Source organism: Blautia faecis (assembly GCF_020554845.1).
Taxonomy (GTDB): Bacteria; Bacillota; Clostridia; order Lachnospirales; family Lachnospiraceae; genus Blautia_A; species Blautia_A faecis.
Genome location: NZ_JAJCIA010000002.1, coordinates 130,415 through 144,617, shown reverse-complemented (window position 1 = coordinate 144,617; position 14,203 = coordinate 130,415). Strand labels below are relative to the sequence as shown.

Genomic DNA, 14,203 nt, shown 5'->3' with positions numbered 1-14,203 from the left:
AATAACGCATAGAATACCGGCCGTCAATAATATTTGCAAATTATTTGCATTTCTGGAGCATAATTGACTTAGGCGAAATAAAAAGATACAATAGAAAAAAGCACATATGAAAGGAATAAAGAAAATGGCTGAGCGAAAACCCTATACTACAAAAACACGACAGATTATTCTGGAGTATTTGAAGTCCCAGAAGGCTGTCACTGTCAGTGTGGCTGATATTGAAAAATATTTAAAAACTGAAGGAATTAAGGTAAACACAACAACTGTATACCGATATCTTGACAAGCTTTGCGCCGAGCATATTGTAATCAAATATCCGGATCTGAACAGTGATAAAGCTGTGTTTCAGTTTGCAGGAGAAGAAAAAAAATGCACAGAACACCTACATCTGAAATGCATCAGATGTGGCAAGGTTGTGCATCTTGACTGTGACTTTATGGATGAATTTAAAGAGCATTTGTATAAAGATCATGGCTTCCGGCTGCATTGCAGCGGAGATATGCTTCATGGCATCTGTCAGGACTGTGAAAACAAAAAAATTTCTTCTCCACAGAGCTGACTGTCTTTTCCTGAGTGTATTGCCGGTTCTGCACATAGGAAAACCTTCTTTTTCACAGAAAAAATGGCACACAAGAGAATATTCGCCTCTGGTGCTGTCAGCGAAACATTCCATACATCCTCAGCACTCATAATCAGACGGCCATTTTCCTTTGTTTCAGCAGCACAACACGAGATGGAAAACCTGTCAATTTCTCTGGTCTGTCAGACAGTTTTTCCACTGAGGATTGCTGCCTTTTCTTCTATTGTCATCTTTTCAACCAATTTTTACTGTTTCATAATTGTTTTCCATCCCACTTTCATCCTTATTCAGCATTCTTTCTTTTCTTATATCCTCTAATTACCAGTACTTCCATTCCTGCCATGAAAAGGGCTATTACAGTGTCGATACCAATTCCTGCTTTTTTCCAGTTTTCCATACCTGTTTCTTCGTGTTCTCCATCATAAGCCCAACTGCTTACAACTGTATACATGACATTTTTGCAGGCATTTCTCATCTGAAGTACAGATGTTGGATGCTCTGGATTGGCTACATTGTTCTCTTCTCCATTGAATGTAGACAACATTACATCTACTCCATTCGCCAAAGCTGCATCTGCATTCATAAATCCATGACCATTGTTTCGGAAGAAGTCTGTAAGCGCCATTCCCCTGAATCCCCATTCATCTCTGAGAACTGTATTCATAAGGTTACTGCATTCTCCAGTCCATTTATCTCCAAGGAAACTCCAGGAAACCATAACCGCATTTGCTCCACCTTGTTTTACAGAAATCTCGAATGGTTTCAGATAAATTTCCCGGATTGCCTGCTCATTCGACCAGACACTTACCATTTTGGCATTACCTTCATACATAGCAAAATGTTTAATGTAAGAATAAACTCCGTATTTTCTTGCTCCTTCTACTGCTTTTGCTCCCATATTTCCTGCAAGAACTCCATCTTCTGAAAAGTATTCATAGTTTCTTGCTCCAAATGCGGTTCTATGAGTATTCATACCTGGTGCATACCAGCCCTCTGCACCCATTTCCTGACTGATCTTGCCCATGCATTCACCCCAGGTTTGTGCAAGTTCCTTATTCCATGTGGAAGCAATCACAACTTCAATCGGAAATCCAATAGAACCAACCCCTGTAAAGTTGTTATTAATTGCTGCCGGTCCATCGAAATCAAGTGTAGCCACTTTTCCCACAGAATCCATGGCTGCTGTCTGATAACCAGCCATTGCAATCATATTTGCCATTTCATCAACAGAAAGCTGATCCAGAAGTTTTTCCCAACGAGGGTCGTCATAATCAGCATCTCGCATATCCTCTAATGTAAGTCCGTTATCTGCTCCCGTTGTCGGCATTACATCCTCATCATTAAGGTATGTAGTCTTATCAAAGTTACTGTTCAGATGATATTCAGAAACATATGGCTCACTCAGTTCTGCAGATGCCGGTGCTGCTGTAGCCTCTTCATAATTTGCAAAATGATCTGCACGTGACAGATATGTTATATCTCCTTTTGCATCTTCAAATACATTTCCAGCAGCAGTATCATCTGATGCTCTTTTATTTTCTCCCTTATATACTACATCAGCATCTGCGGTATAAGTTTTCTGATCCAGCACAGTATGTGAATCGCTGTTAATAGAGATTACATAGTCACCTTTTTCAAGAACATACGCTTTTGCATTATTCTCATCATAAGAGGCCATATCTTCTATACTAAATGTAACTGTAACAATCTGAGATTTTCCCGGCTGAAGCAGATCTGTTTTTGCAAACTCGATCAGATTTGCAGAAGATTTCTCAATTCCGCCATTTGTATATGGCGGATTATAATACACTTCTACTACATCTTTTCCGGCAACATCTCCAGTGTTGGTTACTTCCACATCTACAGAAATCTGTCCGTCTTTTTCCTCCAGTTCACCCATTTTCTGTTCAAATTCTGTGTAACTCAGACCATATCCAAATGGATACTGTACAGTCTTATCGTAATCAATCGCACCTTCCTGGGCAGCTGTTTCATAGTACTTGTATCCTACATAAATGCCTTCCACATAATTGGTAAATGCCGGAGCATACACCTGCGCGGTTCCTGCGTTCATTCCTTCAACGGCCATATCTGCCAGATTTGTATACTCTGTTTTTTCTGCATTATCCCACCACGGAGCAGTCGTCATATCATAAATGAATGTATCCGGTGTTTTTCCGGAAGGATTGACTTCACCTGAAAATACTTTACCAAGTGCATTAAATCCCACATTTCCCGTTCCGGGGCACCATACAACAGATTTAATCTGAGGATATTCATCTGCGAAACCAAGTTCAAACTGATTTGCTCCATTATAAATTACAATCACATTATCAAAGTTTGAGCAAACCATATCCACCATATCTCTCTCAGTTTGTGAAAGCTGTAAATAATGCTCTCCCTCAGGAAAATCATCATATTCATCTGAATTATTATCATATGCTGCTTTTTTTACGTCCATAGGAATATCATTATGACCTTCACCTGCTTTTCTGGAAAGAACCACAACTGCCACATCAGAATACTCTTTCGCACTTTTAATAAGCTCATCACTGTAAGTATCTACAGGTGGCTCAGGTAATGTCCAGCTCTGTTTCTGGATAGACATTTCCGGATCATCTGCACCATAATTGTTATAAAAATCAACCAGTTTCTGGTTAATAGAAAATCCGGCATTTTCAAGTCCCTGATTCAGACTGACAATATCATACAGATCATTAATTCCACCGGAACCAGCTCCTCCGTAAGCCGGATTAATAGATTCCCAGCCAAAAATATTCAGTTTTTTTGTTTCATTTAAAGGAAGCAAGCTTTCATTCTTCAGAAGAACAATTCCGTCTTCCATAATTTCTTCTGCCACTTCCGCAGCTTCTTCATTTGTTTCATCGCTTAAAGTTCCATTTCCCGTTGCAAGTCCAATCAATGTAGCCATTGGTCCAAAACAGATCATATTCACGCAGACAACAACAGCAAGAACCATTGCGATCACAGCTTCTCCTCTTATCAGAAATCTTTTGTCCCTGGACATCCTGCGGCATGCGATCATAATTACGATTCCAATTACAAGTGCGGCAGCAATACCGATAATATACGGTTTGCATAATTGTAATACCGCCAGAACATCTTCCATTTCAACACTGATCATTCTCTTTTTCCCTCCTTTGACTCTCTCGTCCTTTTAAAGTATCATTTCCTGTTGTCATTACTATAACATGGTTATTATTTCGTACCGTTTTTGGCACGAGATGCAGCAAATACCAAATACCGTAACCTTTATTGATCTTCCCCTTTCCGTTTGATATTTCCGGATATACTCTGTTAATTGTTTTACGTAAATTTCTTCATCTTCCACAATTGCATTCTTTGCAACTGTTCAATCACACAATATTGTTCCAGATTTTTATTATTATTTTATAAATAACTTTTATTTCAGTATATCACTGCTTCTTTCTTGCGTTAAGTGGATGTAATATTACAAATTACAGCTGTGTAATCTGGTTTTCTTTTATCATATATCCGCAGTTATCGCATACACTTTCGCCAACTGTTTTTCCATCTCTCACAAATACTTCTATATCTGCACTACATTTCGGACATTTAACTTCTTTAATTGAAGTCATGCTTCTGGCATCCATACATCCTGAAAAAAATCCCATTTTTTCACCTTTTTCCTGTATATATTCTATTATTTTCTTAACCTAATTTTTCTTTTATTTTTTTTATCTCATCTACTGCTGTCTGGCTGAAATCATAAGGAGAAACTCCCTCTCTGTCTGCATTCATAATTTCCGGATTATAATGAACAAATCCCAGCAAATCACTTTCCGGTATTCTGTCTTTCACAAATGCTTCATCACTTTCATCCCTGATTTTATTTGCAACAACTCTTACTTTCTTTACCCCCAGTTCTTCTGCCAGACGCTTTACGTTTCTATAAGTCTGAACACTTCTGGCTCCTGGCTCTATCACAACGATAAACTGATCCATGCCTTCTGTTGTCCCTCTTCCAAGATGTTCCAAACCTGCTTCCATATCCAGCAGCACAACATCCTCTCTGTGCAGAATAAGATTGTTGATGATCCGTTTAAGCATTACATTTTCCGGGCAGACACAGCCGCTTCCGGCTGTTTCTACTGTTCCAAGAATCAATAATCTGACACCATTACGAAATTTCGAATATCTCTCCGGAATATCGTCAACTTTTGGATTGATTTTGTAAAATGTATTGCTTTTATCCGCTCCGGTCCGTTCTTCCACCAGCTTTCTCATTTTGCTGACTGGTATAATCTCTGCCAGTTCTTCCTCTGAAAAACCTAGTGCCAGTCCCAGATTCGCATCCGGATCTGCATCCGCTGCATACACTGTTTTTCCTTCATCTGCATATAATCTTGCAAGAGTTGCAGCGATTGTGGTCTTTCCTACACCACCTTTTCCTGTTACGGCTATTTTCATTTCTTATTACTTCCTCTCATTTATTGCTTCAAAATTTTCCTTGCAAGCATATGAATTTCCGGAATTTCCATCATTAGTTCATCTCCAACCAATCCCTTTCTTGCGATTTCTGTATCTGTTGAAATAACTGCCAACACCTTACTCTGATCGTCAATAGACTCCAACATTGTTGGCAAAACCAATTCATTTACTTTATTTAACACAAAAAATACAGTTTTCCCAATGCTGTCCCCTAGCTGTTGGATTTTTTTCGTCAATTTCAATGATTCAAAAGAAGGATCTACGATCATTAAGATTAAATCCACACTGTTATCTACACCACGTCCAAAATGCTCTACGCCAGCTTCCATATCCAACAATACAACTTCATTTTCTCCTACCGTCAGATGTTTGATAAATTGCTTTAAAATACTATTCATTGTGCAGGCACAGCCTTCATTTGACTGACGTATTTTTCCACTGGAAATAAGCATCACGCCATTGTTTCGTGAAATATATTCTTCGGGTATCTCATTCAATGTAAATGGTTCCGAATAGAACTTTTTTGCAAATGCAGACAACTTCACAGTATCAAGAATCTCTCCTGCCATCATTGTTTTAAAAGCTTTCTCCTTACCACCAAAATACTCTGTAAAATCCCTTGGAAGCTTTACACCAAGTTGGCGATGCAGTCCATAATTTGATTCATCAGAATCAGCTACAAGAACAGTCTTTCCCATTCGTTCAAATTCTTTGGCAAGCAGCGCTGATACTGTACTTTTTCCACAGCCACCTTTGCCACATACTGTAATCTTCATACTTTCAATCCTCCAACTCACAATCCCAACTTCTTTACAATTCCTTCCAGTGCACTTCTTACAGGAGAATCTTTCGGAAGCTGTATGATCGGCTTTCCATCACAGTCATACTGATATACCTGGTCATCATGTGGTACAACCCCTAACAGTTCCAGTCCCTGATTTCGGATTTCTTCCAGAGTTCCGGCATCCAGTTTTCCATCTGGAACACGATTCACGATTAATCCGGTTTTCTGTGGTTTAAAGTTTAATTCCTTCATCAGCTTTGCAATACGTCCGGCTGCCTGAACACCTCTTCTGGAACAGTCACTTACAAGAATCGCAACTTCCATCATTGGCAGGATTCCTCTGCTGATATGTTCCATACCTGCTTCGTTATCAACCACAATATATGGATAATGGCTTTGCAGTTTCTGAACCTGGGTCTGCACAAGACCATTTACAAAACAATAGCAGCCCTGTCCCTGGGTTCGTCCCATTACCATCAAATCATAATCGTCTTCTTCTGCAATCGCATCAGAAAGACGCATTTCCAGATATGCCTGTTTTGTCATACCGGAGGGAATCTGATATCGTGGGTCTACGCCTGCCCGCTCAATTTCTTCTCTCAGCTCTCCAAGTGTGATCTCCGGCTCAACACCGAGCACTTCGTTCAAATTTGCGTTTGCATCTGCATCCACCGCCAGGACCGGACGTTTTCCGCTTTCACATAAATACTGGATCAACAATCCACAAAGAGTTGTTTTTCCTACGCCACCTTTTCCTGATACTGCAATTACATGTCCCATGTTTTTCCTCCTAAAATTCTGAACAATCTGTTGACTTTTTCTTTAAACCTCATTATAGTTGTTACTATATAAATTACAATAATCAGTCTGTGAGATTTGTATGGTTACTCAACACATCAGAAAAATTGTTGAGAAATTATATGATACTAACTAATACAGGAGTATATAATGTCAGAAAAAACGAGAAAACAAGATCGCCGTACCCGCTATACCAGGCAAACCATAAAAGATACGTTCTTAGAATTGTTAAAGCAGAAAAGTTTTACGAAAATTACAGTTACAGAGATCTGCAAAAATGCTGAAATCAACCGTGGCACTTTTTATCTTCATTACTACGATATCCATGATGTATTATCAGATATTTTTAATGATATGACTCAGGATATGTTAACAACGGTAGATCATTTATTCTGTCTAAATCAAAAAAGCTGTTCCTATCCGTTCTGTCAGAAAATACAGATGGAATCACAATACAGGGCACTGTTTCTGGATGATGCAATTGCCCCTATTCTTCTGGAAAAAATAGCAGAAAATACAAAAGAAGGCTATGTGACCTGGCTTATGTCACACAGCCTCCTGACCTTTGAACAGGCAGAATCGGTTTTTTATTTTCAAATGAATGGCTGCCTTTCCATCAACAGACTGATGCTCCGCAATCACTGTAATGACTGGAAACAGATTCAGACAGTAATCGACAAATTTATCAAAGCCGGGCTGGAAAGTTTTCTGATTCATGATCAGAGAGAAGAAAAGGCTTCCGATAATTTTTGCAGCAAAATTTCTCCAACTGTTACCGCATCTTCTACACTTAGATAATGATCGGCATGATCCTGAAGAAATATTTTGCCAGATACAGGAAATTCTTCATCTGCAAACCATATTTTTAAAGTTACCGGATATCTTGGCAGAACTGGAAAAACAACACACAAATCCGCCGTTGTCTCTGTAAATTCTGCACCCAGGTTTTTACATGCTTTCTGAATTTTCTCAGGATCTTTATCCTGCAAAAGCTTTTCCAGTTTCTGCTCTGCGGTCCGGTCAAACTTGGTTCCTCGAATCAATCCATCTTTCAGGTTACCAAAAGTAATGAGCTTCTGTGAACCTTCTGTTCCATCGGCCATATCCAGATAATGCAGCAATGTCAGATAATGCCATTCGTCCATGTCTGAGTTAATACGAAACTCAGGGAGTTGAATTTCAATCTTTTCGTAAAAGCTCTGTACTTCAAGCACATTTCGGCTGCTTTGAAAAACAGCCCCACTTTTTGCAGCAAGATCCTCTCCGGAGCGATTTTGCAGCCGTTTTACTGCTGCCTGCAACATTTCCTGAAATGCACGATTTTCTGTTTGATTTTTGTATTCCATAACTTCCCCTTTGCGAACATTTTATCGCATCATATAATAATCAATGTTTATGCAAGAATTTGGGTGGTTTCATAAATCTGGCTTTGTCCGGATTCTCTTTCATCCATTCCCGGGCAAAATCCATTACCTCAGTCATAGTTTCATAATCTTTTCCACAAAAACAGCAACTTGGGCATGTTGGACATGGCCATCCCTTATTTTTGAATCTGCATGCATCTAAATGTCGGTATGCTCTTAATAAATTTGCTTCATATTCTTCTTTAGACTGTGAAGCTTCCCTGTTTTCACGATAATAAAGGTGATACATTTTTTTAGTCATATGTTTTTTGATTCTGGTATATAAATTTCCTTTTAATTTGTCCACAATCAGCATATTATACAATCCTCCGTAAGTTTTATTACTATGTTGACTTTTCCTTTAAATTTCATTATAGTTGTAATTATATTATTTACAATCATCAAAATAAAAAAATATGTACAGTTTCTCAACACATTAAAAGAGCTGTTGAGAACTTGGGATGTTTTTGACAAACCAGAAATATTTTCGCCTCAAAAACGTGAAACCAAAATCATTATATCATACTACAAGGAGTTTCTTATCATGAAATACTCAACGAAATTAAGCGATACTGTCCATGTAATGGTTCTGATTGCTATCAACCAGGAAAACTCACTCTCCAGTGCCTCAATTGCAGAAAGTATCCATACAAATCCCGGCTTTGTACGCCAGCTCATGTTAAAACTAAAAAAGGCCGAACTTATGACCAGTGTAGCCGGACATGCCCGTCCTTCTCTTTCAAAACCAGCAGACCAGATTACGTTGCTGGATATTTATAAAGCAGTGGAGGGCGAGAAACCGCTACTTCATTTAGATACTCATACCAACCCTGATTGTGGCGTTGGCATTAATATTCAGTTGTCCTTGCAGGGATTCTATAATGAAATTCAAAAAAACACTGAAGAAAAGATGAATACAATTACTTTACAGGATATCATAAATACTTATTATCAGCGAACATCCATGCAAAATGATTTACAAAATATTATATAGCAGGAGAAACGAGAATGGACTTCCAGATATGGATTATCTTCTAAATGATGAAGAATCTGATAACGATTTGGCGAGTAAAATTTTATATTTTCTAATCCAGGGATTTTCTTGTTATCATGCCCGCCTCCGTGCGGGCATTTTTAAATTCAGCAGCGCACCACAGGCGGTCTTTCCTGTACAGAAAAAAAGAAGCGTTCCTACAGGCGCTTCTTCTTACCATATTAGGACTTCGATCAAAAGTTAGTAGGCCACAAAGTGGGCCATTTTTCAAAAAATCACATGAATTTATATAGAGTTTTATCCAAGTCGGAAATCCGCTAAATGCTCTAGCTATCAGCATTTAAAGGCATTTAACAACTTATCTGGACATTTATGAAATCGGCCTCGTAATAACGATACCTAATTTCATTATTTCTGCTTATTTGAATGACAGTGATTTTTCCTTCCAAAAGTGATACCAAAAGGTGATAGTAGGTAAATTATAAAACGCCCCTACCCACAATTCAATTGGTAATATTTACCAATCATCCTTGTGTTTAGGGGCGTTTAATTACTTCTCGCTTGGACACATTAGCTAAAAAATAGCTATTATTTTATTATTTGTTATAGTTTACGATATCGCCGAACTCTGGTTTCAGGGATGCACCGCCTACAAGACCGCCGTCGATGTCTGCCTGAGCAAATAATTCCGGAGCTGTCTTAGCGTTTACAGATCCGCCGTACTGGATGCGGATTGCTGCTGCAGTGGCCTCATCATAGATCTCAGCGATGCAAGCACGGATTCCTGCGCATACTTCCTGAGCCTGCTCAGTTGTAGCTGTTTTGCCAGTTCCGATAGCCCAGATTGGCTCGTAAGCGATAACGGCTGTTTTAGCCTGATCAGCTGTAACGTTCTGGAAACCAACTTTAACCTGCTGACGGATGAAGTCCATAGTTACGCCCTGCTCTCTCTGATCAAGAGTCTCTCCACAGCACATAATTGGAGTGATTCCGTGCTCAAATGCTTTAAGCATTTTTTTGTTTACAGTTTCGCTTGTCTCAGCGAAGTACTCTCTTCTCTCAGAGTGTCCGAGAACTACGTATTTAACACCAGCGTCTGTAAGCATGTTCGGGGAAATCTCGCCTGTGAAAGCACCTTTCTCCTCGAAATACATGTTCTCAGCACCTACCTGGATATTGGAGCCTTTTGCAGCCTCAACTACAGGAAGAATATCGATAGCCGGTACGCAGAATACTACGTCAACGTCATCGTTTGCTACTAATGGTTTTAAAGTTTCTACTAATTTAACTGCCTCACTTGGAGTCATGTTCATTTTCCAGTTTCCGGCAATAATTTTCTTTCTAGACATTTTATATATCTCCTTTTGTGTAATAAGGAAGTCCGATTCACTAAACGGACATGTCGCCGGCAGGCGACATCACCATATATGAAAATCAGCTGGTCTGCGCCGTTGGCTTGCTCTCATTAAGTTCCTTCGAACCAAATTCGCACATAATTCAAGCTGCGCTTACAGCTTGCTTTCATTAAGTGCTCTATTTATTTATCGTTAGCTGCTGCTACACCTGGTAACTCTTTTCCTTCCAGGAATTCAAGAGATGCACCGCCACCTGTGGAGATGTGTGTCATCTTGTCACCATAGCCGAGGATGTTAACAGCTGCTGCGGAATCACCACCACCGATGATAGTGGTAGCATCTGTATCAGCAAGAGCCTTAGCAACAGCCTCCGTACCACGAGCGAAGTTCGGCATTTCGAAGCAGCCCATCGGTCCGTTCCAAACAACTGTCTTGGCATCTTTTACAGCGTCAGCGAAAAGTTTCTCTGTCTCTGGTCCGATGTCCATTCCTTCCCAGCCATCCGGAATCTCGCCACGTTTTACAACCTGGATGTTGCAGTCGTTGGAGAAGTCATCTCCGATTCTGTTATCTACAGGAAGAAGAAGCTTAACGCCTTTATCTTCTGCTTTCTTCATCATGTCTAATGCATACTGAAGATAATCATCCTCGCAAAGGGATTTTCCGATATGTCCGCCCATAGCCTTGGAGAATGTGTAGGACATTCCACCACCGATGATCAGAGTATCTACCTTGTCAAGAAGGTTGTTGATAACAGAAATCTTGCTGGAAACCTTAGCGCCGCCAAGGATAGCTACGAATGGTCTGTCAGGATTGTTTACAGCGTTTCCGAGGAAATCGATTTCTTTCTGCATCAGATATCCAACAACAGCTGTATCTACATATTTGGTAACACCAACATTAGAGCAGTGTGCTCTATGAGCGGTACCAAATGCATCGTTTACAAATACATCGCAAAGAGAAGCAAGTTCCTTGCTGAATTCATCACCGTTCTTAGTCTCTTCTGCACGATAACGAGTGTTCTCAAGAAGAATGATCTCGCCGTCTTTCATGTCAGCTACTGCTGCTTTTACAGTGTCATCTACAACAACCGGGCTTGGAACGAATTTCACTTCCTGTCCGAGAAGTTCTGTGAGACGTTTTGCAACAGGTGCAAGAGAAAGCTCCGGTTTCGGCTCTCCTTTCGGTTTTCCAAGGTGAGAGCAAAGGATAATCTTTCCACCATCTGCAACAAGCTTCTTGATTGTAGGAAGAGCTGCTACCAGACGGTTCTCATCTGTAATCTTACCGTCCTGCAGAGGTACATTGAAGTCACATCTTACGAGGACTCTTTTGCCTTTTACGTTGATGTCATCAACAGATTTCTTATTCAGCATCTTGTTATGCCTCCTTATAAAATTTAACTTTTTATACAGACAAAAGGGTCCGGTCCTATTCAGACCGGACCCTTCTCTGAGTCTTATTCATATGCTGTCAAGCCGTGGCTTGTCAGCATTCGAAAACCCTACTCTGCTTCTGATTAAGCGTTAAGCAGTTTGCCAAAGTGTTTGATTGTACGAACCATCTGGCTTGTGTAGGAGTTCTCATTATCATACCAGGAAACAACCTGAACCTCTGTTGTGCCATTCTCAAGTGGAAGAACCATTGTCTGAGTAGCATCGAACAGAGAACCAAATCTCATACCAACGATATCGCTGGAAACGATCTCATCTTCGTTGTATCCGAAGGACTCGTTAGAAGCTGCTTTCATAGCTGCGTTGATCTGCTCTTTAGTTACATTTCCTTCAACAACTGCTGTAAGGATTGTAGTAGAACCTGTTGGGGTTGGAACACGCTGTGCGGAACCGATCAGTTTGCCGTTCAGTTCTGGGATAACAAGACCGATTGCTTTAGCAGCACCTGTGCTGTTCGGAACGATGTTAACTGCAGCTGCACGGGATCTTCTCAGATCGCCTTTTCTCTGCGGTCCGTCAAGTGTCATCTGATCGCCTGTGTAAGCGTGGATTGTGCACATGATACCGGATTTGATTGCAGCAAGATCATTAAGTGCTTTAGCCATTGGAGCTAAGCAGTTTGTTGTACAGGAAGCTGCGGAAATGATGTGATCCTCTTTTGTAAGAGTCTCATGGTTTACATTGTAAACGATTGTCTTAAGGTCGTTTCCAGCCGGAGCGGAAATGATAACGTGTTTAGCACCTGCATCGATATGAGCCTGAGCTTTGTCTTTGGATGTATAGAATCCAGTACACTCAAGAACTACGTCTACACCGATCTCTCCCCATGGAAGCTCAGCAGCGTTAGCTTTTGCATAAATTTTGATTTCTTTTCCGTCAACTGTGATGGAATCCTCTCCAGCTACTACTGTATCTGCAAGAGCATATCTTCCCTGAGTTGAGTCATATTTTAATAAGTGAGCGAGCATTTTAGGAGATGTTAAGTCGTTGATAGCAACGATTTCAAATCCTTCTGCACCGAACATCTGACGGAATGCAAGACGACCAATACGTCCAAAACCATTAATTGCAACTTTTACTGCCATGATAAATTCCTCCTATGAATTAAATGGTAAAAATTATGTGAGTGCTTCAATCTTTGTGAAAGAAACATCAACCTATAGCGTATTGTACCTAATTCCGAACAAAAATTCAAGCCTATTTTCAAAAAAATAACAAGCAAATTGCCACAAATATCCTCTGATATGATATACTGCTCTCAAATGAGACAATTAAGTCCCTTTTATGACACAGTGGCAGCATTTATGCACATTTTTTCCTTTCTTTTTCGTGTAGGAAGAATTTTTTTCACATGTTCCTTCGCTGTACACTTATCCATAAAATATATCTTTATATTTACAGAAAATATATTTTTAAAATACTTTGCTTGGTTTATAATTCATAAGGAGGTTATTATGAAAATACTTTCCAACTCTCCCGGAGTTTTGTGGGACTGCCACATGCATTCTGAATTTTCCGCAGATTCCGGCACTCCCACTGAGGATATGATCCGCCAGGCCATTGCACTGGGGTTTAAGGGAATCTGCTTTACAGAGCATCTGGATCCAGACTATCCACCAACTCCGGATGACCTGGAATTTGCCCTGGATATTCCCGCCTATTACACCAAACTCAACGAACTGAAAGAGACCTACAAGAATCAGATTCACATCCATTTCGGTATTGAGATCGGTTTGCAGCTTCATCTTAAACAATATTTTCACAATCTTTTAAAAGAATATCCTTTCGATTTCGTGATTGGTTCTTCTCACGTAGTCCACGGTGCCGACCCCTACTACCCGGAATTTTTCCAGGGCAGGAACGAGGAACAGGCCTACCTTGAATATTTCGAATCCATTCTGGAGAATCTGGATGCATTTCATGAAATGGACACTTATGGACATCTGGATTATATTGTCCGCTACGGTCCAAACAAGAACCAGTTTTATTCTTATAAAAAATATCGGAACATTCTGGATGCGATTCTGAAAAAACTGGCAGACACAAATGTAGGACTGGAGGTCAACACCGGCGGTTATCACTACAGGCTTGGAGAGCCAAACCCATGTACGGATATCATCCGACGTTATAAAGAACTAGGGGGTGAAATCATCACCATTGGTGCTGACGCGCATACACCGGATAAAATCGGCTATGCCTTTGACAAAGCATCAAAGGTACTGAAAGAATGCGGATTTGAATATTATACAGTATTTGAAAACCGGAAACCAACCTTTGTAAAGCTATAAGGAAACCCTATTTTGCCATGCACTGCAGAAGCGATCAGCTTCTCACATCAGCCCGGCTTTTAGAACGTGTTAAA

Annotated in this window: 14 protein-coding genes; 4 read left to right on the top strand and 10 right to left on the bottom strand. The window is 40.1% G+C overall.

What is annotated here, in order from left to right:
* Positions 1–124: 124 nt before the first annotated feature.
* A complete protein-coding gene (locus LIZ66_RS01815; RefSeq protein WP_118580919.1) occupies positions 125–559 on the top strand; it encodes a Fur family transcriptional regulator in 435 nt (144 codons plus the stop codon).
* Between the two features lie 304 nt (positions 560–863).
* On the opposite strand, the gene LIZ66_RS01810 is transcribed toward LIZ66_RS01815, so the two are convergent.
* The 5 genes from LIZ66_RS01810 to LIZ66_RS01790 all read right to left on the bottom strand — a co-directional run bounded on the left by LIZ66_RS01810 (position 864) and on the right by LIZ66_RS01790 (position 6,617).
* Positions 864–3,725 (bottom strand): glycoside hydrolase family 3 C-terminal domain-containing protein, encoded by a 2,862-nt coding sequence (locus LIZ66_RS01810; protein WP_226837156.1) that lies wholly within the window; start codon positions 3,723–3,725, stop codon positions 864–866.
* Positions 3,726–4,059: 334 nt separating this feature from the next.
* Positions 4,060–4,236, bottom strand: a complete 177-nt coding sequence (locus LIZ66_RS01805) for a TFIIB-type zinc ribbon-containing protein (protein WP_226837154.1) — start codon at positions 4,234–4,236, stop codon at positions 4,060–4,062.
* 37 nt (positions 4,237–4,273) lie between these two features.
* Positions 4,274–5,032, bottom strand: a complete 759-nt coding sequence (locus LIZ66_RS01800) for an ATP-binding protein (RefSeq protein ID WP_226837152.1) — start codon at positions 5,030–5,032, stop codon at positions 4,274–4,276.
* Between the two features lie 20 nt (positions 5,033–5,052).
* On the bottom strand, positions 5,053–5,829 hold the full coding sequence (locus LIZ66_RS01795; protein WP_227198822.1) for an ATP-binding protein: 777 nt from the start codon (positions 5,827–5,829) through the stop codon (positions 5,053–5,055).
* Between the two features lie 17 nt (positions 5,830–5,846).
* A complete protein-coding gene (locus LIZ66_RS01790; RefSeq protein WP_226837148.1) occupies positions 5,847–6,617 on the bottom strand; it encodes an ATP-binding protein in 771 nt (256 codons plus the stop codon).
* Between the two features lie 168 nt (positions 6,618–6,785).
* Between LIZ66_RS01790 and LIZ66_RS01785 the strand changes: the two genes are divergently transcribed.
* Positions 6,786–7,433: a TetR/AcrR family transcriptional regulator gene (locus LIZ66_RS01785; RefSeq protein WP_015542174.1), complete on the top strand. Its 648-nt coding sequence runs from the start codon at positions 6,786–6,788 to the stop codon at positions 7,431–7,433.
* Here LIZ66_RS01785 and LIZ66_RS01780 read toward each other — a convergent pair.
* Both LIZ66_RS01780 and LIZ66_RS01775 read right to left on the bottom strand, forming a co-directional pair.
* Positions 7,355–7,981 carry a DUF3786 domain-containing protein gene (locus LIZ66_RS01780; RefSeq protein ID WP_226837144.1) on the bottom strand — a complete coding sequence of 209 codons (627 nt, stop codon included), beginning with the start codon at positions 7,979–7,981 and terminating at the stop codon, positions 7,355–7,357. The genes LIZ66_RS01785 and LIZ66_RS01780 overlap by 79 nt on opposite strands.
* 40 nt (positions 7,982–8,021) lie before the next feature.
* Positions 8,022–8,354: a nitrous oxide-stimulated promoter family protein gene (locus LIZ66_RS01775; RefSeq protein WP_015542172.1), complete on the bottom strand. Its 333-nt coding sequence runs from the start codon at positions 8,352–8,354 to the stop codon at positions 8,022–8,024.
* Between the two features lie 228 nt (positions 8,355–8,582).
* On the opposite strand from LIZ66_RS01775, the gene LIZ66_RS01770 reads away from it, so the two are divergent.
* Complete coding sequence (locus LIZ66_RS01770; RefSeq protein ID WP_148462504.1) at positions 8,583–9,032, top strand: Rrf2 family transcriptional regulator; 450 nt, start codon at positions 8,583–8,585, stop codon at positions 9,030–9,032.
* Between the two features lie 596 nt (positions 9,033–9,628).
* On the opposite strand, the gene tpiA is transcribed toward LIZ66_RS01770, so the two are convergent.
* The 3 genes from tpiA to gap form a co-directional block, all read right to left on the bottom strand.
* Positions 9,629–10,381 (bottom strand): triose-phosphate isomerase, encoded by a 753-nt coding sequence (gene tpiA / locus LIZ66_RS01765; protein ID WP_118580952.1) that lies wholly within the window; start codon positions 10,379–10,381, stop codon positions 9,629–9,631.
* A gap of 188 nt (positions 10,382–10,569) precedes the next feature.
* A complete protein-coding gene (locus LIZ66_RS01760; RefSeq protein WP_148462506.1) occupies positions 10,570–11,763 on the bottom strand; it encodes a phosphoglycerate kinase in 1,194 nt (397 codons plus the stop codon).
* A 143-nt stretch (positions 11,764–11,906) separates the two neighbouring features.
* Positions 11,907–12,926: a type I glyceraldehyde-3-phosphate dehydrogenase gene (gap, locus tag LIZ66_RS01755; RefSeq protein WP_117851616.1), complete on the bottom strand. Its 1,020-nt coding sequence runs from the start codon at positions 12,924–12,926 to the stop codon at positions 11,907–11,909.
* A 369-nt stretch (positions 12,927–13,295) separates the two neighbouring features.
* Here gap and LIZ66_RS01750 point away from each other — a divergent pair, with 369 nt between their 5' ends.
* Positions 13,296–14,129, top strand: a complete 834-nt coding sequence (locus LIZ66_RS01750) for a histidinol-phosphatase HisJ family protein (RefSeq protein ID WP_173770288.1) — start codon at positions 13,296–13,298, stop codon at positions 14,127–14,129.
* Positions 14,130–14,203 lie beyond the last annotated feature (74 nt).

Excerpts from the sequence above, each read along its gene's own strand:
- LIZ66_RS01800 (WP_226837152.1), bottom strand. The coding sequence starts at position 5,032 with ATGAAAATAGCCGTAACAGGAAAAGGTGGTGTAGGAAAGACCACAATC.
- LIZ66_RS01780 (WP_226837144.1), bottom strand. The coding sequence starts at position 7,981 with ATGGAATACAAAAATCAAACAGAAAATCGTGCATTTCAGGAAATGTTG.
- LIZ66_RS01775 (WP_015542172.1), bottom strand. The coding sequence starts at position 8,354 with ATGCTGATTGTGGACAAATTAAAAGGAAATTTATATACCAGAATCAAA.
- LIZ66_RS01815 (WP_118580919.1), top strand. The coding sequence starts at position 125 with ATGGCTGAGCGAAAACCCTATACTACAAAAACACGACAGATTATTCTG.
- LIZ66_RS01790 (WP_226837148.1), bottom strand. The coding sequence starts at position 6,617 with ATGGGACATGTAATTGCAGTATCAGGAAAAGGTGGCGTAGGAAAAACA.
- LIZ66_RS01760 (WP_148462506.1), bottom strand. The coding sequence starts at position 11,763 with ATGCTGAATAAGAAATCTGTTGATGACATCAACGTAAAAGGCAAAAGA.
- LIZ66_RS01770 (WP_148462504.1), top strand. The coding sequence starts at position 8,583 with ATGAAATACTCAACGAAATTAAGCGATACTGTCCATGTAATGGTTCTG.
- LIZ66_RS01750 (WP_173770288.1), top strand. The coding sequence starts at position 13,296 with ATGAAAATACTTTCCAACTCTCCCGGAGTTTTGTGGGACTGCCACATG.
- gap (WP_117851616.1), bottom strand. The coding sequence starts at position 12,926 with ATGGCAGTAAAAGTTGCAATTAATGGTTTTGGACGTATTGGTCGTCTT.
- tpiA (WP_118580952.1), bottom strand. The coding sequence starts at position 10,381 with ATGTCTAGAAAGAAAATTATTGCCGGAAACTGGAAAATGAACATGACT.
- LIZ66_RS01805 (WP_226837154.1), bottom strand. The coding sequence starts at position 4,236 with ATGGGATTTTTTTCAGGATGTATGGATGCCAGAAGCATGACTTCAATT.
- LIZ66_RS01785 (WP_015542174.1), top strand. The coding sequence starts at position 6,786 with ATGTCAGAAAAAACGAGAAAACAAGATCGCCGTACCCGCTATACCAGG.
- LIZ66_RS01795 (WP_227198822.1), bottom strand. The coding sequence starts at position 5,829 with ATGAAGATTACAGTATGTGGCAAAGGTGGCTGTGGAAAAAGTACAGTA.
- LIZ66_RS01810 (WP_226837156.1), bottom strand. The coding sequence starts at position 3,725 with ATGATCAGTGTTGAAATGGAAGATGTTCTGGCGGTATTACAATTATGC.